18 protein-coding genes and 1 CRISPR repeat array are annotated in these 23,993 nt (G+C 40.2%); of the genes, 4 read left to right on the top strand and 14 right to left on the bottom strand.

Annotation, left to right across the window (positions count from 1 at the left end; all coding sequences use genetic code 11):
- Positions 1-319 precede the first annotated feature (319 nt).
- Both FHK89_RS12990 and FHK89_RS12985 read left to right on the top strand, forming a co-directional pair.
- Positions 320-2,173: an FAD-dependent oxidoreductase gene (locus FHK89_RS12990; protein WP_230661100.1), complete on the top strand. Its 1,854-nt coding sequence runs from the start codon at positions 320-322 to the stop codon at positions 2,171-2,173.
- 199 nt (positions 2,174-2,372) lie between these two features.
- Positions 2,373-3,131 (top strand): IclR family transcriptional regulator, encoded by a 759-nt coding sequence (locus tag FHK89_RS12985; protein ID WP_230661097.1) that lies wholly within the window; start codon positions 2,373-2,375, stop codon positions 3,129-3,131.
- 432 nt (positions 3,132-3,563) lie between these two features.
- Here the strand turns inward: FHK89_RS12985 and FHK89_RS12980 are convergent, their stop codons facing one another.
- The 5 genes from FHK89_RS12980 to FHK89_RS12960 all read right to left on the bottom strand — a co-directional run bounded on the left by FHK89_RS12980 (position 3,564) and on the right by FHK89_RS12960 (position 10,128).
- Positions 3,564-5,381 (bottom strand): ankyrin repeat domain-containing protein, encoded by a 1,818-nt coding sequence (locus tag FHK89_RS12980; protein WP_230661095.1) that lies wholly within the window; start codon positions 5,379-5,381, stop codon positions 3,564-3,566.
- Positions 5,382-5,841: 460 nt separating this feature from the next.
- Positions 5,842-6,675: an HpcH/HpaI aldolase/citrate lyase family protein gene (locus tag FHK89_RS12975; protein ID WP_230661093.1), complete on the bottom strand. Its 834-nt coding sequence runs from the start codon at positions 6,673-6,675 to the stop codon at positions 5,842-5,844.
- Between the two features lie 38 nt (positions 6,676-6,713).
- Entirely contained in the window at positions 6,714-7,883 is a 1,170-nt protein-coding gene (locus FHK89_RS12970; protein WP_230661089.1) for a CaiB/BaiF CoA transferase family protein, read from the bottom strand.
- A gap of 83 nt (positions 7,884-7,966) precedes the next feature.
- Positions 7,967-9,148, bottom strand: a complete 1,182-nt coding sequence (locus tag FHK89_RS12965; RefSeq protein WP_442966599.1) for an acyl-CoA dehydrogenase family protein — start codon at positions 9,146-9,148, stop codon at positions 7,967-7,969.
- Positions 9,149-9,249: 101 nt separating this feature from the next.
- Complete coding sequence (locus FHK89_RS12960; protein ID WP_230661083.1) at positions 9,250-10,128, bottom strand: FAS1-like dehydratase domain-containing protein; 879 nt, start codon at positions 10,126-10,128, stop codon at positions 9,250-9,252.
- Between the two features lie 310 nt (positions 10,129-10,438).
- A CRISPR array of direct repeats spans positions 10,439-10,706; the repeat unit is 28 nt; unit sequence GTTTGCCATCGCATAGATGGTTTAGAAA.
- A 400-nt stretch (positions 10,707-11,106) separates the two neighbouring features.
- Here FHK89_RS12960 and FHK89_RS12955 point away from each other — a divergent pair.
- The gene (locus FHK89_RS12955; protein WP_230661080.1) at positions 11,107-12,009 is read left to right on the top strand and encodes a LysR family transcriptional regulator; all 903 of its coding nucleotides are present in this window, start codon (positions 11,107-11,109) and stop codon (positions 12,007-12,009) included.
- A gap of 58 nt (positions 12,010-12,067) precedes the next feature.
- Here the strand turns inward: FHK89_RS12955 and FHK89_RS12950 are convergent, their stop codons facing one another.
- The 6 genes from FHK89_RS12950 to hsdR form a co-directional block, all read right to left on the bottom strand.
- Entirely contained in the window at positions 12,068-13,429 is a 1,362-nt protein-coding gene (locus FHK89_RS12950) for a restriction endonuclease subunit S (RefSeq protein ID WP_230661077.1), read from the bottom strand.
- On the bottom strand, positions 13,429-15,075 hold the full coding sequence (locus tag FHK89_RS12945; RefSeq protein WP_230661067.1) for a class I SAM-dependent DNA methyltransferase: 1,647 nt from the start codon (positions 15,073-15,075) through the stop codon (positions 13,429-13,431). Before FHK89_RS12945 ends, FHK89_RS12950 begins: the two co-directional genes overlap by 1 nt.
- Before the next feature lie 118 nt (positions 15,076-15,193).
- Complete coding sequence (locus FHK89_RS12940) at positions 15,194-15,736, bottom strand: hypothetical protein (protein ID WP_230661065.1); 543 nt, start codon at positions 15,734-15,736, stop codon at positions 15,194-15,196.
- A 64-nt stretch (positions 15,737-15,800) separates the two neighbouring features.
- Positions 15,801-16,214 carry an AAA family ATPase gene (locus FHK89_RS12935; protein WP_230661063.1) on the bottom strand — a complete coding sequence of 138 codons (414 nt, stop codon included), beginning with the start codon at positions 16,212-16,214 and terminating at the stop codon, positions 15,801-15,803.
- Positions 16,215-16,325: 111 nt separating this feature from the next.
- Positions 16,326-17,117: an AAA family ATPase gene (locus tag FHK89_RS12930; protein ID WP_230661062.1), complete on the bottom strand. Its 792-nt coding sequence runs from the start codon at positions 17,115-17,117 to the stop codon at positions 16,326-16,328.
- Positions 17,118-17,238: 121 nt separating this feature from the next.
- Positions 17,239-20,916 carry a type I restriction-modification system endonuclease gene (gene hsdR, locus FHK89_RS12925; protein ID WP_230661060.1) on the bottom strand — a complete coding sequence of 1,226 codons (3,678 nt, stop codon included), beginning with the start codon at positions 20,914-20,916 and terminating at the stop codon, positions 17,239-17,241.
- A 444-nt stretch (positions 20,917-21,360) separates the two neighbouring features.
- Here hsdR and FHK89_RS12920 point away from each other — a divergent pair, with 444 nt between their 5' ends.
- Complete coding sequence (locus FHK89_RS12920; RefSeq protein ID WP_230661058.1) at positions 21,361-21,867, top strand: HdeD family acid-resistance protein; 507 nt, start codon at positions 21,361-21,363, stop codon at positions 21,865-21,867.
- 263 nt (positions 21,868-22,130) lie between these two features.
- Here the strand turns inward: FHK89_RS12920 and FHK89_RS12915 are convergent, their stop codons facing one another.
- From FHK89_RS12915 to FHK89_RS12905, 3 genes are all read right to left on the bottom strand, one after another.
- Positions 22,131-22,661, bottom strand: a complete 531-nt coding sequence (locus FHK89_RS12915; protein ID WP_230661055.1) for an endonuclease V — start codon at positions 22,659-22,661, stop codon at positions 22,131-22,133.
- Positions 22,662-22,762: 101 nt separating this feature from the next.
- On the bottom strand, positions 22,763-23,671 hold the full coding sequence (locus FHK89_RS12910; protein WP_230661052.1) for a hypothetical protein: 909 nt from the start codon (positions 23,669-23,671) through the stop codon (positions 22,763-22,765).
- Positions 23,672-23,679: 8 nt separating this feature from the next.
- On the bottom strand, positions 23,680-23,943 hold the full coding sequence (locus FHK89_RS12905) for a hypothetical protein (protein ID WP_230661049.1): 264 nt from the start codon (positions 23,941-23,943) through the stop codon (positions 23,680-23,682).
- Positions 23,944-23,993: the final 50 nt, after the last annotated feature.

The following is a 23,993-nucleotide window of genomic DNA, read 5'->3' as shown; positions in this document are numbered from 1 at the left end:
TTGACTAAGTCACTGCTTGTTAAAAGCAGTATTTCAATTTTTCCTATGAAGATGAATGTTCAACAGACCCTATCAACTTTTTTTTACTAAAAAATAAAAAGCAAAAAAGAGCGAACAATATTTTATTTTTAACACCAAAATTATTTAAATAAATACGTATTTTAAACAAATTATTTACTTTTGATTACTAAAAAGAAAAAACTAAATAATAAAAAAGTCAGATAATAACAAACGCTATTTTAAAGGTTTATAAATCATAATTTATATTTATAAAAAGCTAAAGTTACTAAACTCACAAAAAAATGATAAGGTGAAACTTATGTCAACTATCTCTGATAATAATCAAAATGAATCTATTAATAATACTGGCAAACAAAAAGTATTAATCGCTGGTGGCGGCATCTCTGGGCTAAGTGCCGCTTTTGAGTTATCAGAAAACCCCAACCTTGAAATAACTGTAGTGGAATCAAAACAACGCTGTGGCGGTAAGATGATTGGGTATTTTAATCCCAAAACACAACGCTTTGAAGAACACTCCATTCGCGCATTAGGTGCTACTTATTTTTCATTATTTGATATTTTTTCCCGTGCCGACTTATTGCACACCCTAACCCCTGTAGACGACTATCAGTTTTATCAAAGTGGACAGGGAAAAAATGACCGTACACCAGACAGCAGCTCCAAACACAATAGCGCAGGTCATCGTATCTCGGTAGACAGACGTAAGCCCATTGATTTATCAACCATTGAAGAGATGATTGACACTTTTAATCTTAATAAAAACAACATGCTGCAACTGGTACAACGCATCGTGCATCATGTCAATGCCAGCCCAGAGCAACGCCAAAAAATGGCGTATCAAAAGGCAGGGGACTTTCTTGGTATCGATGACTTTGATGAGCACACTCGGCAGTTTATCATTAACTGGTTTGGTATTCTCACAGGTGCACGTATGCACAGTAAAGCAGTAGATATCATGGACAGCTTTGTATTGATGTTTTTACCCATGACCGAAGCACCTACCCTACCTGCTGGTGAGCCATCTAAGTCCTACTGCTTTAATCGCCCTACCTCAGAGGTGATAGACGCTTTGGTAGAGACGCTAAAACAGCGTGGGGTAAAATTTTATAACAACATCCATATAAACAACCTACATCATCATACTGATGGTGAAGTTAATGGCTCAGATAAAGGCAAGCACGCTAAAATCAGCATTGATGTGTCGGTAAATCCATTAGCACAACAAGACTTAGCCACTACATCAGCCACTACATCAGCCACTACATCAGCCGCTACAGTAGATGATGCAGTAAATAATAGCTTAATGGCAGATATCGAAGCATTACAGCAGCAACGCTTTGATGCCGCAGTGATGGCAATGCCACATGAGGTACTATGGAAACTTGGACTATTACCACAAGTGAAAAAGTCATTTAATGATGAATGGTCATTTGGTACTCAATATCCATTGCAAACTGTGCCAGAAGCATTAAAGCCATTTTTGGGCAAATCTTATAGCCTGTGTTTTGATGCACCATGGAATATTGTGTTTCAAATCCAGCATCAAGGGGGATTTTGGCAAGAGGTCGATTTCCCTGAAGGCTATCCCTATAATTTATCTGCTACCTGCAGCTCACCTTTTAACAAAGGCTCACTTTATGGCAAGCGTTTTATGGAATGTACACCTGAAGAAGCCAAAGAAGAAATTTTGTATCAACTTGGCATTACTGATGCCCAAAGCCGTCAACAAATTGCCAGTCAGGGTATCATTGACCCCATCAATCTTATTTATACTGATAACTGGCAACCCTATGCCGAGCTTGCAAGCGCAGAAATGGGTATCGAGCAAGATAATGGGAAACGCTGGGTAAATTTGGCACAAATCTATGTGCGTAATGCAGATGATGAGCTGATAGATACTAAAACACAGTGGGATAATATTGTATTGGCAGGTGAGATTATCTCGGTAACTGGTCGCTGGAAAATTCCAACCATGGAGCAAGCTGCCACCTCTGGAAAACAAGCTGCCCAAGCTGTGTTTGATTACTTGGGTTATCCACAGCAAGTCAATCTGGATACTGCCACGCTACGACACGAATCACGTTACAAGTATCTTGATCCGCTTATCAGCACCCTAAATAAAGCGGTGGATAAAATTACAAAACTAACCTAAATTTAAGATAACAAAGTTTTAAGCCACTGTTATTCAATAAAAAGATTTAAATAAAAAAGTACTGGGACTGAAGCAACCGTAGTTCGTGATATGAACTGTATTATGATAATTAATTAAGAAAATTTCGATATTTAGACTTTTAATAATATAATTTATCTTGTTATGATAGTCATCATTTTTTTAAGAGTCCTCAGTCCCAATGCCCAAAGTCTCATCCATCAGTCGAGTGTTACACATCATCGAAGCCGTTTCTTATGCGTCCAAACCACTCACCCCTTTAGAGCTATCGCAAGAATTAGACATTCCCAAACCCACCATTCATCGTCTAATACAACATCTGGTGGATGAAGGTTTTTTGGGGGTCGATATTGGTGGTGGTATTGTCGCTGGTAGACGAGTACGCAATCTAGGCTTAGAGCTATGGCAACAACAGCAGTTTTTTAATGAGCGTCAAGTGATACTCGAAAAACTGGTCGAAGACATCAAAGAAACCTGCGGGATTGGCATACCCAGCGGGCGACATATGGTATATACCAATCGGGTAAAAACCGCCTTACCTATTCAGATTTTTTTGCCTGTCGGGGCGCAATCACCGATGTGGTGTACCGCCACTGGCAAGCTGTACCTAAGCCAACTTACCCCTGCCAAACGTCAAAAACTACTTAAAAACCTTGAGATAAGCAAGTTTACCAAAAACACCATCACCGATATGCAGGCATTGAATGATGAGTTGGATTACAGTGCCAAAGTGGATATGGGGATTGATAATGAAGAGTTTATCTCGGAGATGGTTGCCTTTGCTGTACCGATTCGAGACAAAAAAGGACGCTATTTGGCGTCTTTATATGTGCATGCACCGACCATTCGTGTGTCGCTAGAAGACTTGCTTGCATTCGAGCCACGCCTACGCCAAGCAGCAAAAGACATTGAAGCGTTGATTTATGAGGATATTGGTTAATACAGTAACCATTTAAGGCGATGTATTAACGATAACGATAATAGATAATATCAGGCAGGAAAATCAGCCATCGTCTTGCCCCTCCCTAGCCCTCTTCGTAGCTCCCTAGCCTTCCCCCTAGCTCCCTTGCAGTACGAGGGTTAGCGAGGGGGTAGCCTACTTTTTATAGTCAACGAACTTTATAACTGTTACGGTGTTAGGCTCGCTTGCTGTACAACTGTACTATCTGCACTCGCCTGCCTTGTACCAGTTTATAACTTCGCTGACTATAGCACACCAGCAAAAAAACCAACCTTAAAAACCAACTTTAAAAACCAATCTTAAAAAGAAACTAGGCAAATGAGCTTAACAAATGCCTAGTGCAAAACAGTAGAGCCAATACCAAACTAATCCCAAATCAATTTAAGACTCATCTAAAATAGAAATGCTGAGTTATGGTGTTTCTGTGCTGTATTTCTGATAGTCATCGCTTAAACGTTGCCAACGCTGACGATAAGTTGTCTCTTTTTTACCCTCAGTATTTGGGATAGTACAGTCTATTCTACTGCTGTGCCAAATGTCAGACGTTATATCTTCAGTGTTTCGGATAGCACAGTTTAAAAACTGTTCAAACTTCTGGGCATGCTGTGGACTTTGGGCAGTGTAGCGTTTAATCACTGTGTTTATTTTTTCGTAATCAATAATATATTCAGCAATTTTCTGTTTTAGCTCAGCTTTGCTTTGCTCCATATCAGCTTTGCTTTGCTCCATATCAGCTTTGCTTTGCTCCATATCAGCTTTGCTTTGCTCCATATCAGCTTTAGTTTGCTCCATATCAGCTTTAGTTTGCTCCATTCTTGCTTGAGTTTGTTCAATATCAGGAGTATCAGATTCAGTGCTGGTTGAATTTCTATTTTCGGTATTGGATATAGCACTCGTTTCATCCACAGTATTAGGTGTCTTTAGCTTTGCTAATGTTGCATTGAATTCTTTTAAAGCAATAATGTCTTTTTCTAGCTGTAAAGTACTTGACGTAGTATCTATAATCCTTCCCCGAGTATCTATAATCCTTCCCCGAGTATCTATAATCCTTCCTTGAGTATCTATAATCCTTCCTTGAGTATCTATAATCCTTCCCCGAGTATCTATAATCCTTCCCTGAGCAGCTAAGAAATCTAGTGGCTCAGCTAATTGATTGATATCTTGATTTAGTAATGCCACTGCAATCTCAGTATTTCCTTTTTCTACTTGCGCAAACAGGGAATAATGGTTGCTATTAACTAATGCACCTGCATTTATCAATTCTTTAACGGTTGCCATATCATTATCTTCGATGGCTTGTCCTAGCTTAGCACTATTTTCAACTATGCTACGGGCATGAATGATGCTACTGGCATCACAGTCATTAATCTTAATATTCACATCTGCACCAGCATCGAGCAGCTGTTTCATTGTATAAACATCATGGTTGGCGACAGCATACGCAAGTGCGGTTTTACCTTGCCCCGCTTTGCTGCGACATGCCAGCCGACTGTTGCTGGTGTCTGGGTTTAACGCATTTACATTAGCACCTGCTTCTAATAACACCCAAATCACTATGTTGTCACCTCTTTGCACTGCTGTCATCAAAGGGGTTTCACCTTGATTGTTAGTGGCTTCAAGATTGACTTTAGCTCGGTTTTTATCAATTGTTAGAATATTGGCGGACAACCTTGTACTCACTAAGTGCAGTGGGGTGTTACCCAGTTTTGGTGTTTTTGCATTAGGGTTTGCACCTTGCTCTAATAACATCCTCATTGTTACTGTATTATCTTGTTGTGCCGCTCTTAGCAAAGGTGTCCAACCCTCATTGTCCAATGCTTCTAAATCTGCCCCTGCCTGCTTAAAATCAGACACAATACTCAAAAGCTGCTCTGGAGTATATTTTTTTGTGTCGTATTCAAAAAACGCCAGTAGATGCAGTGGCGTTTCCCCTTTGGCATTTTTGGCGGTCACATCTGCACCAGCAGCAAGCAACGAATTAATTTTTGCCAAATCACCAGCACGTATTGCTTGGTGTAGCGGTGTGTCACCCTGCTCAGCAGTTTGCTTTGCTGTGGTTATGGCGGTTGTTGCTGTACTGCTCACACTGCTGGTACTGGGGCTATTTGCCCACGCCAATGCAGGCAGGGCAAACAAGGTGCTACTAAGCAGTAGCATACTTAATTGAAGGGTATTTTTGGCATAAGTACGCTGTTTTGTGGCTTGGTGAGATTGTGATAGAGGCGTCATTTTTAATTGTCCCTGTTTATTATTTAATGGTGTTCTAAAAAGTATGCTACCCCCTCCCTAACCCTCCCCCAAAGGTGGAGGGAACTGTTCCCCCTCCCACTGGGAGGGGGCTAGGGGGAGGGCTGAAACTATGATGATTTATTAAAAATAACCACAGTATACTTTTTGAAACACCACCTATTATTTAAATATTTAATAGCTTAGTCATTTAACGTCTTAGTATATGTAAACTACACGGTCAATTCAAACCAATTAATAAGTATAGTCAACGAACTTTATAACTGTTACGGTGTTAGGCTCGCTTGCTGTACAACCGTACTATCTGCACTCGCCTGCCTTGTACCAGTTTATAACTTCGCTGACTATATAAAAATAAGGCACAACCTCATAAAAAAAATGCAAATCCAAACTTAGTAGGATTTGCACTAAAAATGCCACGCTTTTTAATCCAGCGTAACCATTATGTGTTTGCAAGCAACTGCTGACAACGCTTAATCACTGGCATGTCCACCATTTGCCCCTCTATTTGAAATACCGCTTTGCCACTGTGCTGATATTCATCAACCACCTTTTTAGCAAAGTCTAATTCGGTCTGTGTTGGGGCTAACGCTTCTTGTACCACTGCCACTTGTTTGGGGTGGATACACAGCATGCCAGACAGCCCCATTTGCGACCACAATTGCACCCGACTTGCCAGCCCATCAGCATCATTAAAATCAGGATAAATGGTATCAATTGGCGCAGATAAGCCATGCACTTTTGAGGTGATAAGCAACTGATAACGCACTTGATTGGCAAAAATCTCTGCCGAAGGGGTATCTACTTGTACACCCACATCATTACATAAGTCCAAAAAGCCATAGCTAAAGGCAACCAAGCCTGTCGCTTGTGCCATGTCATCTAGTTGATGTAAGCCTAAAGCACTTTCAACCAATGCAATCATAGGCAGTTTTGTGCGGTTATGCACTTGCTCTATATCGTGTTTATGCTCGGCTTTGGGCAAGATAATGCCTGCCAAATTAGGCATTTGCTGGCATAACTCAATATCTTTGGCAAATTCATCACTGTCTGCTTGATTGATGCGTACCCAAACTGGTTGGTATTTATCATTGGCATCACTTTGATAATAGTCCAATAATGCTTGGCGGGCTTGTGGTTTTTCTGCCATTGCCACCGCATCTTCTAGGTCAACTATCACCGCCCCTGCCCCACTGGCAAAGGCTTTGGGGACACGTTCAATTTTGCTGGCAGGGACAAATAGCCATGTGTTTGGTAAATTAACAGCTTGTGACATAAGGTTTCCTTAGTAATGCTTTTTTTGTGAATCGTTCCCTAATCTTTCCCTAAGCCTAATTCTGCCAAAATTGCGTCTGTATGCTCACCTAAGGCAGGTACATCGCCCATACGATATTCAAACTGATTATTTACCGCAGGTGGTAGCATGGCAGGCAACTCGCCAATACTGCTATTAATGGTACGCCAACGGTCGCGGGCTTTTAGCTGTGGGTGTGACCAAACATCCTGCATTTCATTCACATGCGCATTGGCAATTTTGGCAGTATCCAAACGCTCGGTTACTTGTGATTTGGTCAGCTCAGCAAAACAGCTTTCAATGATGCCTTTTAGGGTATCACGATTGTCGACTCGTAGGCTATTTTTGCTAAAGCGTTCGTCATCAGCAAGCTCGGGCTTTTGTAGCACTTGCTCACAAAATGCTTGCCATTCACGCTCATTTTGTAGCCCAAACATCACCGAACCATTGGCAGTGGCAAATGAGCCATACGGATAGATGGTGGCATGTGATGCCCCATTACGGGTAGGTGCTGGGGCATTTTCATAGGTGTAATATAGCGGAAAACCCATCCATTCAACGAGTGATTCAAGCATGGATACATCAATATGACTGCCTTCGCCTGTTTTATCACGCAGACGCAATGCAGCCAAAATAGATGAATAGCCATACATACCTGCACAAATATCAGCAATAGAAATCCCGACCTTTGCCATCTCATCTGGCGTACCTGTCACTGATAATAAGCCACTTTCACTTTGAATCAGCAAGTCATAGGCTTTTTTCTGCTCATAAGGACCACCAACGCCATAGCCTGAAATATCACAGACGATAAGCTGTGGGTATTTTTCGTGTAGCTGTTCATAGCCTAATCCTAAGCGAGCACTTGCACCAGGTGCTAAGTTTTGCACTAAGACATCGGCTTTTTCTAGCAGTTTGTTTAACACAGGCTGGGCTTGCTCTGATTTTAAGTCCAGTGCCAAGCTTTCTTTTCCACGATTGACCCAAACAAAGTGCGATGCCAACCCATTAACCCGCTCATCATAACCTCGAGCAAAATCACCGACATTAGGGCGTTCAATTTTTATTACTCTTGCCCCTAAATCAGCAAGCTGACGGGTACAAAAGGGGGCGGCAATGGCATGCTCTAGACTGATAACGGTGATGTCATCAAGGGGGCGTTGTTGTTGGGTTTGTGAAGATTGACTCATAAATATTCCTTGATATTAGTGATTATCTTGATAGTGGTTGATAGTGGTTATCTTGTTTTAAATTATCGGTTAAAAACTGTCAATTAAAAACTTCTGGGCATGTGTAGCACCTTTTCACCAATATACGACAAAATTAAATTGGTAGAAATTGGAGCAACTTGATACAAGCGTGTTTCTCGAAACTTTCGCTCTACGTCATATTCATGGGCAAAGCCAAAGCCACCAAAGGTTTGCAAACAAACATTCGCCGCTTGCCATGACGCTTTGGCTGCCAGATATTTTGCCATATTTGCTGATGCCCCTGCCTGCGTACTGCCTTGTTTATGGCTATATTTATCATCTTGCTTGTCATAATATTTTTCATAATCTGCACATGCTTGCCAACGCATTAAGTCAGCCGCCTGTACTTCGATATGTGCCTCAGCAATGGGAAATTGAATGCCCTGATTTTGTCCAATGGGACGACCAAATACTTGTCGTTCATTGGCATATTGTGAGGCTTTTTCCACAAACCAACGTCCATCGCCAATACATTCGGCAGCAATTAGGGTACGCTCGGCATTTAAGCCACTTAATATATAGCGAAAGCCTTTGCCTTCTTCACCAATTAGATTTTCTTCTGGTATGACTAAGTTATCAAAAAATAGTTCATTGGTTTCATGATTGACCATGTTATCAATTTTTTGTACGGTTAAACCATTGCCAATCGCTGTATGCAAATCCACCAAGAAAATCGACATACCATCAACTTTGCTTTTAACTTGTGATAGTGGCGTAGTACGAGCCAACAAAATCATAAGGTCAGAGTGTTGGATACGTGAAATCCATACTTTTTGACCATTAACGACATAGTGGTCGCCTTTTTTGACTGCATTGGTGGTGATGGCTGAGGTATCTGTACCACTGGTCGGCTCGGTGACTGCCATAGATTGCAAGCGTAGCTCACCCGTTGCTAGTTTAGGTAAATAAAGCTTTTTTTGAGCCTCAGAGGCATGTTTAACAAGGGTAAATAGATTATACATTTGCCCATGTACAGTGCCTGCATTACCGCCACAGTGGTTTATCTCTTCCATAATTACTGATGCTTCTGCCAGTCCCAATCCTGAACCGCCGTATTCTTCAGGAACTAATGCCGATAGCCAACCATCTTGGCTTAAAGCAGTGACAAACTCATCAGGAAAGCCTTTTTCACTGTCGAGTTTACGCCAGTATTCACTGCCAAAGCCTAGCATCAATCCTTGTATACCATCACGAATGGCATTCATGTCTTCACTATGTGGGTCTATCATGATTATTTCCTTTATTTGTGCTAAGAAATGGCAAAAGTTACTTAATCCTTAACCCTACTCTTAGCCTTTGCTTGCCCTTAGCCTTCAAAGGTTATTTGCCCTTGTTGGATAACACCATTATCATTGCAAATCCAAACGTCTGCTTGCCCAGCTTCGCTAACTTTGCCTTCAATACGAATATCATTACCCAAAGTCACTGGACGCACACCACGATACTTAAAGGTTGTTACTGTTTTGTCAGCATGTTGATTAATAAAGCTGTGCAAAGCTAAAGTTGCCATCATTGGTCCATGTATTACCAAATTATCATAGCCTTCAACATCAGTGGCATAAGGATAATCATAATGGATACGATGACCATTAAAGGTAACCGCAGAATAACGGAATAACAGGGTTGCATCTGGGGTTAGGGTTTGTGACCACTGTTTGCTATCGGCATATTCTGATGGCTCAGACTCGGTTTTGGGTGAGCTTGGTTCACGATAAACAATGGTTTGGCGTTCAGTAAATTTGTGTTGCCCTTGCTGGCTATAATCATGACGTACGGTAACAAATACCAATGAGCCTGTAGAGCCTTGCTTCTCGACCACTTTTTCGATACTAGAATCACAAGTCGCGAGTTCACCTACAATTAACGGTTGCTCAAATTCAAAGCTCCCTCCTGCCCACATACGATTACGACCGAGGGCTGGTGGCATAAATCCGCCCAGTTGTGGGTGACCATCTCGACCCAATTCTTCTGCATTTAGCTCAGGTTGGAAAAACATCCAATGCCATAAGGCAGGCAGTGGCTCGCCTGCTTTGGGGCTAGGTACACCTAAGGTCGCTGCCATACGTCGGACTAAGATTTCACAAATTAGGTCTTGTTTGCTTTCGGTATTGCCAATCCAGTCATTTAGGTTGACATCACTTTGAGTATCAGGGGTATTGGTGGTTTGATTATCAGTATTACTCATCACGGTTTCCTTGTGGTTGTTTGTGTTTGCTTAAGATGAATAAGGGTTAAATTAGAATAGACCCTAGTATGTCAAAAAAAATAGGGGTTCTAAATCACAGGTTTGTTAATATGGTGTTCGGATTTAATTAATGCCAATTTATTGTTGTTTAATATATGACGTGATGAACTACTAACAAATACTTAATTTTATCATTCTAAAAAATAGCTTTTAAAAACATATAATTATATAAGGATAAAAAATATAAACGTAAATCAGACTTTTTGCTGCTACACCATGCCATTACAGGGTTTTTAGTAGTATAATTTGAGTTTGCCATCGCATAGATGGTTTAGAAATCATCAGCTCTATACCAAAGTGGGCATTTTTTGTTTGCCATCGCATAGATGGTTTAGAAATGAGCGCGTTTTGGCACCGCAAATGTTAGCCAGTTTGCCATCGCATAGATGGTTTAGAAACCCTAGTCCAGTTGTATCAGGACTTGCCAAAGGTTTGCCATCGCATAGATGGTTTAGAAATTAAAAGACTGAAAGATAAAGACAAGTTCACTGTTTGCCATCGCATAGATGGTTTAGAAGAAAGCAGATGCTAAGACTAAGGCGGATGCGGCATTTGCCATCGTATAGATGGTTTATGGTTTTATAAAACATCATTATCAGGTTTGGGTATACTCATATATACTTAACCATTAGGGTCTGTTGAACATTCACCCCGTTAGGCTAATATCTACAAGGGATAAAGCTACTTTTTACTTTCATGTAAAAATTGGCTAAATTTGCCTTATTCTGCGTTAATGAACTGGTTAATATCCCGATATTACCTGTGTTCATTGCCTTGATTAAGTCAAATTTATCTCAATTTTTCCTATGAAGATGAATGTTCAACAGACCCTACTAAAAGGAAGCTTATCACCATTCAACCGCCAACAATCAGCTTATATCTTATTCTACAATCACGGCTATTTAACATAGGTTTTCTATGCACTTTGACCTAACCGATTTACAGCTATTTTGTGCCATCGCTGATTCGCCCAGTCTTACCCAAGCCGCCAAACATACCTTTATATCCCCTGCCGCCGCCAGTACTCGTATTAAAAAGCTTGAAACACAGCTAGATACCCGCCTATTTTATCGTCATAACAAAGGTATGGAACTGACTGACGATGGACGTAAGTTATTAAAGCAAGCTCGTAGTATTTTGCGTCAAGTTGAACAGGTGAAGCACAGCTTTTCGCAATATCGTTCTGATGCAACAGGGCATGTACGTGTTTATGCCAATACCACTGCTGTGACGGACTTTTTGCCTGAGATTTTGGCAGATTTTTTGATACAACGTCCTGCGGTGACCATTGATTTACAAGAGCGACTGACAAAAGATATTATCCGTGGGGTGTTAAATGGCACAACGGATATTGGTATTTTGTCAGGCTCGGTGTCCACTCAGTCGCTTGAGGTGATACACTTTAGCACTGACCGCTTAACCGTGGTCACACCCATCAACCACCCTTTAACGCAAAAACAGCAGTTAAAATTTACCGAAACGCTTAGCCACCCTTATATTGGCTTTCATAATGGCAGTACGTTGGGTAACTTTTTGTCCGATTTGCAGGCAAGTATGGGGGTGACGATGGATACTCGGGTGAATGTGTCAGGATTTGAGTCGGTGTGCCGTATGGTGGAGGCTGGTGTGGGTATTAGTATTGTGCCTGAGTCGTCTGCCAACCGCCATCAGCAGACGATGAACATTCATCAGATTTATTTAGATGAGGTATGGGCAGAACGTGAGCGCAGTATTATTGTGCAAGATTATCAAAAGCTTGAACCTGTGGCGCAAGCGTTGGTTCAAGAGATTTTGGCAAGTTATGAGGTGGCTTATTTTTAGGATATAAATACAAACAAGGGAGGTGATATCCCTTGTTTTTGTTGGCATTTATGGCTGTTTATGCCTTTTTGTTGGTTTTGTTTTTACTGGTTTTGGCAGTTTTACGCTCACTTTCAATACTGGCAAGCAAGGTGGTGGCACTGTTTTCACCTGTGATAAGCTCGGGGTTATCGGCTCGCCATTGCTCGGTCAGTTTGCCTGTAAAGGCTTGGTTTAAGATGGATTGGGTCAGATGATTAACTCGGCTTTGGGCTTGTGCGACTCGCTCTTCGATTTGGTCAGCAAAGGCAAATAGCTCTTCCACTCGGCGGACAATTTCGGTTTGTTCGGAGAGTGGGGGTATTTTTAGCAGAAGATTTCTAATTGACTTCTGGTTAATAGTATTTTGTCCTGCACTTGTTGATAAGCTATTAACCAAATAATCACGACCCACGCCCTGATTTGCAATATATAACAAATATTTAGGGATAATTTTTTCGCTATCTATTTGAATTTTTATAAAATGGTCACAAAATGCCTCTACTGTTCCTTTATCTTTGTATAAAATAAATTTACCAGCTAAACTAACACTACCATTAACTCTGACTATCAAAATATCATCATTTCTCACTTGATATTTTTCTATCTCTTTTTCCGTTAATTTAATTTTTCGCTCAATACCATATACTCTTTTAGAGTCTTTGAAGTTGGCAAGCCTTAAAACAGTTGTTTCTGTCCCTTCATCAGAGTTTCTTTTAGAAATACCATTCTTTGAATCTATAATAATTGAGCCAAGGCTTACAAAATCTAATTTTGCTACCTCTTTTTCCTTACCAGTTAATTTACCACTCACTGCATCTGCCAATACTGACTGACGAAATTTTTCTAAAATTTTTGGAATGGCATTTAGGCTATTTTGGATTTGTTCTACTTGAGCTATATTTCTATTAATCAAGCTAACTATCTTATTTTGTTCATGTATAGAAGGTAGAAATATATTATGATTTTTAATCACTGTTTGAGAGATATTCGGTTGCGCTCCACCTTTTGCCTTTGCTATAAAATTATCCTTCTCATTTCTCAAAAGATAATATAAAAACTCTGAACTAATAGCTTTGTTTGGTTTACCAACAGCACAAGCCTGATTTGTTGTAGCATCTATATCTAAAATTGATGTTTTTCCTATCGTCGCTCCATACATAGCTAAAGCAACTGAACCTTTAGAAAACATTTTTGCACTAGAATTTTTAATTGCATCCTCAGTAATAAACTCACTACTATGTTTTATATACTTTTCACCTAAATCACCTGTTTTAATCCATGGAATATTACCATTATAATATTCTAGTTTTTTTCTTGACGGCGTACCACCAGACCCCCACTGTGCCACTCTATCCAAACTTACCTCAACCCAACCCTCTGGCAATTCCTTACCCCCCATTATATGTCCCCCTCACTTAAGCCCAACGATTCGGCTAACAGTTTCTTTTGAATCTCTGCCTCATCTTGCTGCCCCAATGCCTGCATTAACCCATCAAGTTGGCGTAACGCCTCGGTTAGCTCATTCATCGCCTCACTGGCAAGTATATGTGGCTCGGGCAGGTCAGCCGCATCAATGCTATCACTGTCTTTTAGCCAGCTAATATCTAAGCTATCGCCCTTATTATCACGTATCCAATCACGACTAAATACCCGCCAACGACTGCTTTCTAAAGTTAGATTGTCGTTGTCATTGTTATTATCTGCATCACAAGAATTGCTTAGGCTATTTTTACCTGATTCATTATTGTCACAAAATGACCATTCCCCTTCCGTGCGTGGGCTTGTGCCGTCTGCATTCTCACCATATACCGCCTCAAAGGGTTTTAGGTGTTCTGGGCTAAAGGGGGTGCGTTTGCCAAAGCTGGGCATATTGGTGCGTAAGTCATAAACCCAGACGTTTTCGGTGCAGTTTTGGTCTTGGTCAGGGTTACTGGCTGTGCCTTTGGTAAAAAACAGCACGTTGGTTTTGACCCCTTGGGCATAAAAGATACCTGTCGGCAGGCGTAATATGGTGTGTAGGTTGCATTTGTGCATCAAATCTCGACGAATGTCTGTGCCAATACCTGCCTCAAAAAGAACATTATCAGGCAGTACCACTGCTGCGCGTCCACCTGCTTTAAGGTTGCGGTAGATGTGCTGTAAAAAAGCCAGTTGTTTGTTACTGGTTTTAAAGGTCAAATCATCTCGGGTAATGCTCGCCTCACCGCCTTTTGCCGCCCCAAATGGTGGATTGGCAAGGATAACATCGGCTCGGTTTAGACTTGCCCCGACCTGCCCAAGGCTGTTTCCTTGTAGCACCACACCTTCGCTATCGCCTTCACTACCGCCTTCGATACCATGCAATAGGCAATTCATCAATGCCAGACGGCGGGTACTGGGAACAAGCTCTACGCCGACAAAAGCTTTGTTTTTTTGAAATTTGATTTGGGCTGCTGATAGGTCGTAATAGTCATCGGTTTGGCGTTTGATATATTCGTTGGCAGCGATTAAAAATCCTGCTGTACCTGCGGCTGGGTCTTGAATCACTTCGCCTGCTTGCGGTTGAATACAGTTAACCATGCTGTCAATAAGGACGCGTGGGGTAAAGTACTGCCCTGCTCCCGATTTGGTTTCGTTGGCGTTTTTTTCGAGTAAGCCTTCGTATAGGTCGCCCAATCCGTCATTTTTTAGGCTAAACCAATCCAGTCCATCTAGGGTTTTGACCAGTTGCTCTAGGTGGCGTGGCTCTCTTAAGCGGGTTTGGGCGTTGCTATAAATGGCAGCGATAAGGTGGTCTTGGCTTTGTGATAGGTCAAGTAACACTTGCTTGTATTTGTTGAGTAGGTTTAGCCCAGAGAGTTGGTTAATGTCTGTCCAACGGCAACCTTCGGGTAGTTTGTGGGCGACCAATACGCCTTGCTCGGTGTTTTCATATTCCATTTTGATAAATAGCAATAACACCAACTCAGTGACATAGTCGCTGTAGTTAATACCATCATCTCGCAATACGTCACATAAGTTCCATAGTTTTTGCACAATGGCTTGGCTTGAAGGTTGGGTGTTCATGGGGTTTCCTAGGGTTTAAATTTGCAGTTGAATATATGGTTAAATCAATACAAAACTTGTCGCAAGTTTATATGACTATAGAAGTTAGAATAGTTGTGATTGTGGATATTGGTTGTCGCTAAAGTTGGGGGCTATTTTGTAATACAGTCCGCAAAGTTACAATCGTTGCTTTATCACTACTATCCAGAATAGGCTGGTCAAATAAGCTGGCATAACTGCTTGGCTCGGTTGGTTTACCATCTAGCTGTGGGTGCAATACTTTTTTGCACCGCTGTGCGCTATCAGGAATATTTTGCTTTAAAATATCTAGCAACATTCCTTCCAAACATAACGGCTGTGATAATAAAATGGTTCTTTTCTGCTCTTTGGCAAGCTGGCGGTCTTGTTGTCTAATATCAATATCATCATCCATTAAAATATATCTACGATCATAGTCTGCATGACTGGTCTTTTTAACAGTATCTTTGATGATGTCATAGGGTGAGCCACCACTAGAAAAATCAATTTTCACCTTTTGTCCCGACTGACGATGGTCATATAGATTTTTCATATGGGTCAAAAACGCTTTGTCATGCTCCCCTTCACCGACAATGATTAATGTCGTCTTTTTAATATGTCGCTTATGCTGTCGGTTTCGTTGGTTACTGTGTCTTTTTGCCATATCATTTTACTATATCAAAATCAAAACTATATCAAAGCCAAAGGGAGGTCACACAAAAAGGAAATTATACATTGGGAACAGCGTCAAATGCTCCTGCCATATATTTGGCATAAAGGTTGTCATCATTACGCACCCCTTCTACATCATCAAGTCGCCAAGCCTCTGATTTTTGTTGATATTTTTCAACCAAATAAATTTGATGTTTGTGCAGTAGGTTAAATACTTCAGGCGTATGGCAGCTAAAGATAAGCTGGGCATTGTGTGGGTTGCTATGCTGTGAGCGGAATAAATCAATGATAACGGGTAGTAAATGCGGGTGCAAATCATTGTCTAATTCGTCAATAATGGCAACGCCACCTGTCTGTAAGGCAGGCAATAGCAAGCCTAATAAAGCATAGGCAGATTGTGTACCATTAGACTCTTCAAAAAAACTTAATTCAAACTCGGTATCTTCATAACGATGAATGGAAAACGGCATCAACACTTCTTTATGCTGTTTGGTATAGTCGGCTCAATACAAAACTGTTACGTCGTCAAACTCGCTCGCAGTACTACTTGTACACCTTCGCTCGTTTTCCTTGTAACAGTATTATCTTGAATTGACTATATCTTCATTAAAAAAATTCACTTTTTTAACGTTAATCTGATTGATACCTGTATCAAACTCGCATAATAGTTTTTCTGCCAGTTTTTTTAGCTCTTTATTTTTATTAAATATTTCAGCGACTTGAGTGATAGAGCTGCTAATCTTATTATTTCGCCCCATTTCTATAACATTGGTTAGATACTGAGTAAGCATAACTACGATAGCATCAGCCGTAGGGTCATCTAATATATTGGCATAACTGATTAATGAACCATTTCTAGGCGCATCATCAGCCAGCGATGGTGGAATAAAATCACGATATTTATAGGTCATTACTTCTTTAACATTATCATATTCACGTACAAAAATATAACTAAATAAACGGCTAGTTTTTTTATACAGTGCTTCATAAGTCACTATATTATTTTCTATGGTTAGCTCATAACGATATTCATCATAAATATCTTGTGCATTTTTTAATAGAAATCCTATTTCAAAATTTGATGGCAAATATTCATGGTTTTTAAAAGTATCAAAAGGAACACTCTTATCATCTGCCAAGTATGCTGAGTGAACCATAAACCAACGTAAAAAAGCAATCGCTTTTAATAATTGCGTTTTACCTGAGCCATTTGCTCCAAGTATGGCAGTAACTTTATTTAGTCGTAAGTTATCTTGAGCGGTATCGACATAAATGTCATAGTCCGACTTGGTCGGCTGTTTGCCCAATAGCATAGAGAATTCTGCCTGCTCATAGAATGAGTAGAAATTATCAAAGCGAATATAAGTCAGCATAGAATCATGTCTTCCATCAAATTTTTGTGACTTTTAGATGAGTACAGCATAACTTATCGTCTCTATTTTGGCTATTGGTTTTTTCGTTCCACCCTTTATTTATCTGTCTTATTGCTTACCATCACGCCTGCCACAACTGCTCATTGACCTGTGCCAATACCTCGTCTAACTGCTCTTGTAGGATTTTATCCAGCCATTTTGCCCCACCATCTGCTGCAAAACGCTGGTTAACAAACTGACGGTCAACGATGGTTTCATGCTGTAGCTGTTTTGCCAGACGCTCAAGCCATTTGCGTTGTAGTGGTGTCCAGTCTTGACTTTGATAAATCTGAGTCATGGCATTATCGACACGCTGGGCAAAAGGTATCAATGGCTCACCCAATGCTGCACGGCGAATATGCCCAACAATACTGGCAGCAATGTCTTTATTGGTTTTGTTACGCCATGCCGTTTGCAGATGTGCCTCACTATAGCCTTTCTCATCAAGTAATAGCTTAACTTCTTTCAGTGTTTCTCGGGTCATCTCAGCAGGTCTGGTAGCAACTACGGTTAACGCTATGGACTCATTTAGTTGGGTCTTAATAAACTGCTCAAAGCTCTCTAAATAGTCCTCTGGGCGTTGGTGCTGACCAAAGCTCTGCTCACGGCTGATAAATTCATCTTCCCCCTCATAAATCACAGGCATATAATCTGATCCAGCAATGTGCTTTATTTCAGCCAAATCGGTCAATAAATTGGCATGAGTCTGCAAAAATTCTTGAGCTTTTTTCACCCCACCTTGGTGCAGTAGTTGATGGAGTTTTTCAGGGGGGACTTGCCAGCTTGCCTCTAGCTCATCAAGTTTGACTTTTAGCTCAGGATTACGCTCAGCTTTTTTCACTGCTTTACGCAATACTCGCATGAGTTTTTGGCTAAGTTGGTCAAGCACCACTTGGCTATGTGTATCAATGATATCTTGCTGACTTTGCCCAAGATAGTTAACTTCATGGCTGTTATCAAAGCTACCATTATCACTGTTTCCAGAACTGTTTTCAGTTTCATCAACTTGATAAGCTGTTAATGGCTCACTAACTTGTGATAATACAGGGTCATTGCTGGCAAGCTCATTAAGGGTATCCGTATTAACTGCCAACAAATCCTGTACCAACTGCTCAATGGTAATATTTGGATTTTTTACCAATGGCTTCATGGTGTTCACTTGTTCTAAAGAGGCAAAGATATCGACTGGGTCATAAACCTTAAAGACGGTCTTGCCAATGTCATCACAACGTCTGGTCGCCCGCCCCATCATTTGCTGGAATAAAATACGTGATTTTACCCGCCGTAAAAACACCAAATGACAGATGGCAGGGACATCAATACCTGTGGTTAACAAATCCACTGTAATGGCAATACTGGGATATTTTTCGTTTTTAAAGCGACTGATAAGCTGGTCAACTTTATCACTTGCCCCAGTGATTTTGCGTACCGCCACCTCATTATACTCATTACCATAAAACGCCGAAAAAGCATCATCTAACAAGCGTTTGACCATATCAGCATGTAGGTCGGTGGCACAAAATATCAGTGTTTTTTCATTGCCATTGGGGTCAATCTCTTGTACCAACTGCTCACAAATCACCCGATTAAAACTTTCTGTGACCACACTGCGGTTAAACTGTGCTACCTCAAAATTTAACTCATCTTCAAGCTCAGTGATGTCCACTTCTCCCGAGTGACTGTCTAGCACCGATACCTGTTCACCCTTGTCTAAATGGATTCCATTTTTGGATAGTAAAGTGGTATAGCGAATGGGTGGCTCATAATCAATCAACCAATCGTCCGCCACTGCCTCAGGATACGAATAAACATAAACAGGTCTGCCAAATATTTCTACTGTGTGCTTGGCAGGCGTGGCAGTTAAGCCAATTTTTACTGCATCAAAGTATTGCAATACCCGCCGATAACTGGATAAATACTGACTGGTATCTCGAAATAACAATTCACCCTCGCTCATCTCTTGGTCAAGGGTATAGCCTCGGTGTGCCTCATCAATGATGATACAATCATACTGGTCAATGGTAGGAATATCCTGCACATCATCATTATCAAAAATGCGTCTGACCATCGCCTGTACAGTTGCCACTTGTACTCGGGTTTCAGCCTCAACTTGCATATCGCCCAGCTCAGCAATGTTATAAATCTTGCTTAACGTCTGATTTTGCTCAAGGGTCATCTCTTGCATACTATCAAAGGCTTGATTACCCAAAGCAGTCCTATCCACCAAAAACAAAATTTGCTTAAAGCGTTCAGTTTTTAAAAAGCGATAAATCAGCCCGATAATGGTACGAGTTTTGCCCGTTCCTGTTGCCATTGCCAGCAAACAATCACGCTGACCTTGCGCCAATCTCTGCTCTACTGCCTTGATTGCCTTAACTTGATAATCACGCAAATTTAAATAGCCGAACGGCTCTTGTTGTAATTTATCCTCAGCTTGAGCAATATCCCGTGTCAATACATCAAGCAAACCCTCAGGACTATAAAACTGCTGTAACGCACGTTTGGTATTGCTACCATGACGCACATCACGAAACCAAATGCCTGACTTTTCTTTTAATTGCTCCACATACGAGCGACCATTACATGAAAAGACAAACGGCACATAATAAGTTTGCTGATACTCGCACCACGGCATGCCCTGACCGGTCAATAGCCATGCCCCTTGCATTGGCTCAGTGACCGCCAAGCCTTGAGCGTAACGCTCTGCTTGTCCAATCCTGCCTGCCACATTAATATTTTCTCGCTTTGCCTCAATCACCGCAATCGGGGTTAGCCCCATAAATAGCACATAATCTGCCCGACCATTTGCCGTCCGCCATTCAGCAATGGCTTTATTTTTTCCCACCTCAGGCAATGTACCTGCTGTTTGGGTCATAAGCTGACTGTCTGCCTCCCAACCTGCAAGGCGTAGTTGCTCATCAATCAACAACCGCGCGTCTTCCTCAGTAGGTATAAATACCGTTAACCGTCGTTTTATCTGTGTTGTCGCATCATCACTTGCTGTCTGTGGTTGCTCTGCCAACTGTGCTTTTAGACTGGCAATCTGTGCCTCAAAACGCTCACGCTCAGCAAGTAATAACTGCTCTTGCTGTTTATTCTGCTCTGCTAACTGCCGAGCCTCCTCGTCCATCATCTCTGCAAGCTGTTGATATTCAAGTTTTTCTTTTTCTTGTAATTTAGCTATCTGCTTATGACTATCAACCTGTGTGGCGGTGGCATCAAGCTGTGAGGATAACTGCGAAATCTGCTGTTGTAGCTTTTGCAAATCCTCACTGGGGTCAGGTAGATTTTTAAAGGGTTCTGGCTTAAATTTACTGCCTGCTTTACCAAAGTTTTGGTGATACCAAACACACAGCATACGTGCCATCTTTAACGCCTTTGATGCCTCGCCATGATTGGTCTGGAACTGATGCGTCGCCACATTGCCCTGCTGTCTTAGCTTATGGAAAATATCAATGATATTACGGTCAAGATTTAGCTCACGTTGCAAGCGATTAAGCAAATCTACCTGTTTGGTATCAGCATCAAAATCTACCCCAGTGCGTACCGCCAAGCCTTGTGCCAACGCCTCACCAAGCTGTCGTAGCTTAATTAAGGTGGTATTGGGGTCACTATAAAATACCCGCTCTGCATTGCTGGCAAGCTGTAAAAATATGGGGTCATGCTCTGCTAAAAAGTCAAAATTGCTGGGGTATTGTTGTGTGTGGTTACTGGGGGCTGTGGGGTTTGCTGATGAGTTCGATATTGTTGTATTGCTCATTTATTATTCCCTATTTATTCATTGCTAAAATTTGTTTTATCATAGCAAATGGGTATACAACAAATCATGTCATTTATCTAAAACTTAGCGTGTTGCTTTAAATTTGTGTCTTTATAACCTCAAATATAAAATCCACTTTGGCTATAACCACATTTTTTGGTATATTCAAGATAATACTGATATGAGGAATCCGAAGGAAGGTATACAAGTCATACTGCGAGTGAGGCTGACAACATAACAGTTTTATTTTATATTGATTTGACTATACCATCTACTTTTCAGTAGCATAAAAACTCTATTATCAATGTGTAATTATAAATTAAGTATAGAGAGTTAAATTAATAGCATATATAATAATAAACTCTACTAAATAAAACTTAAATAAATTTACGACTAAATTAAAGACAAGCTTACAAATAAATCAACAAAAATTAAGGAGTCATTATGAATAAAACAGTCTGGCTTATTATTGGTATTCTTAGCATCCTTGGTGGTATCTTTGCCTTTATTAACCCTTTGAGTGCTTCGATGGCTGTCGAAATTATGGCAGGATGGTTCTTTTTACTCATTGGTGTGATACAAGTTATTTCCTTATTTAGCGCCAAGGGGGCAACCAGTAAACTATTGGCAGTAGTTAGTGGCATCATTGGGATACTCATTGGTATCGAGCTATTACAAGATCCATTACAAGGGGTAGTCACACTAACATTGGTTGTTGCTATTTTATTCTTACTTTCTGGAGCAGTAAAAATCTTTACTTCATTTCATCTGCGAGGTACGCCATTATTTATTCCTGCCTTAGTCTCTGGTCTGATTTCTATTTTATTGGCTTGTCTAATTTTTAGTGATTTCCCACAATCTGCTACCAGTATATTGGGCATTTTATTAGCCGTTGAACTGGTGATGAACGGTATAACATTTATTAGTTTTTCTCGTCATCAGGATACATAATTTATTTATTGCTGTATTAACCTTTGGGGTAAGAGTTATTATCATTCATTAATTTTAAAGTAGACTAATTACTAAAATATTCTATTAAATTATATCTGCGTTATGTGTTATCCAAATTTTAGCCTAAATCTGCAAAGGCTTATAATTCATAACTTTTGCTACTCTTTAGGCTAAAATCTTGAAACCTCTTATCCCAAATCCCCCAAATATAAGTTGTCATCAAACTTTAAATGACTGACAACTTACCTTTTTAAACTCTAAACTCACTTCCGCCCTAACCTATCCACATGGGTCACTATCGTTGGTATGCGATGCTCACCTGCCAGCTTTGACACCATATCTTTGGCTTGTAAGGTGTCTATACCAATACTGGTCACATAAAGCGGGTGCTTACTGCGCCCTCGCCATACCGCATACTCATCACTGATGTCACAAAATTGATTTTTAGCGATACCAATGATGGGCTTTTTATCATTGAGATGGTCGTATAAATATTTGCCTAATCCTGCCTTTTGTACTCCGTCTAACCATACATAACCGTCGATGATAATCACATCATAAGGCTGGCTAACTTGCTCAATCAAAGCCAATAGACATGGCATTTCTCGTTTATAAAACTGCCCTGACTCATAAGGGGCAACATCGCTGACAGTGGTTTGGTATTCGGCTAATATTTGGTTTTGCTCAATGCCTTGAAAGCGAACGCCAGCTACATGAGCAATTATTTTGCCATTTTCTTCTTGGTAATGAACATCCAGTATTAAGTAAGTTAATTGATTGGTTAGATTTATCAAAAAAAATTCCTGTGTAATATTTATCTTGGTAATATCATTTGTCGTTATTTTTAGTTAAAAGTGTAGATTTTAGTCTATACATAGTTAATGCCTTAGCTTTATTAATATACGATATTAATATGGGGTAAAACGGCTTTAAGTCTCTCTATCTGCTCTAAGGATGTTTTTTTATCTAGAAACACTTCTCTAAGAGAGCTAAAAGATTGTGTGTTACTAAAAACATCTAAATCCTTGAGACCGTCCAGACCACTAATATAAATTTTCTCTACATGACTGAAGCTATTATTTGTCATCCATATACAGAATAACTTGTCTATCATATCTTCACTAATGCGTAGAGATACAAATTTATCAAATACAAAATACCGATAGTTCTCTATTAACTCATACATTTTTGGCAAAGGAACTGGACAGTTAAGGTAGTTTCTTGAGTTAAGAATATTACCTATGATTGTTAATCCACCTAGTCTGTTTGTTTTTGGTATATACTTGATAGAAATATCCTCAAGTTGATTGGTTTCTTTACAAGTTTTACCATACCCAAAAGTTACATATTCTTGACTGGTATTCGAATAATTAAAGCCTGATTGATCATAGTCGTATCGAAGTTCAAACATGGATGGTTCATAGGGATTTGTCCACCACATAATTTGATTTTCTGTTTCGCCATTTTCAATGGTATAGATTTCTCTTTCGCAGATACCTTTATCAAAGGTATATGACATACCTTGATATAACTTACCTTGATAAAGTTGTGGTATCGTGCCACAACCATATTCATCTAAGTCCTCATTACAAAATCCTGTAGAGTCAATACTAATAGGTGAAGGTAATCCTATCTGACAAGGTGAGATATAAGGTAAACCAATCTCACCTTCTCTAACTTCATAGGCTTCTAACTGATTATTAGGTTTATCAAAAAAAACAATGCCTGTGTAAAGCTCATCTTGATAATACCATTTGCCATTGAGCTGGGTTAGCAGTGTTGATTTAAGTCGTTTTAAATACATATTATCTCTCATCCCGATGCAAAAGAAGCTTTTTCAGGCAATATATTATCTTTTCTATAACTTTTACCTACAGCTACCATTGCTCTTTTATATAATGACTTCTTCGCATTATGCCCAATATCTTCAATTAATAAAAACGTCCTCTCAAAGTCAATGTTTTCCAGCTCATATTTTCTTAGTGCAAATATTCCATCTTTGGTGCTTGAACCATTATAGAATCGATATATAGCAATATCTTCATTTTCAAATACTTTTTCTACGTTAACATACATGATATATCCCAGTTTTCAATACTTAGTAGACAGGTTACCAGTCCCATTCT

The organism is Psychrobacter sp. I-STPA10, from assembly GCF_021012795.1.
Taxonomy (GTDB): Bacteria; Pseudomonadota; Gammaproteobacteria; order Pseudomonadales; family Moraxellaceae; genus Psychrobacter.
Note: the sequence above shows the minus strand (reverse complement) of the source record. Positions and strands in the feature narration are given on the sequence as shown.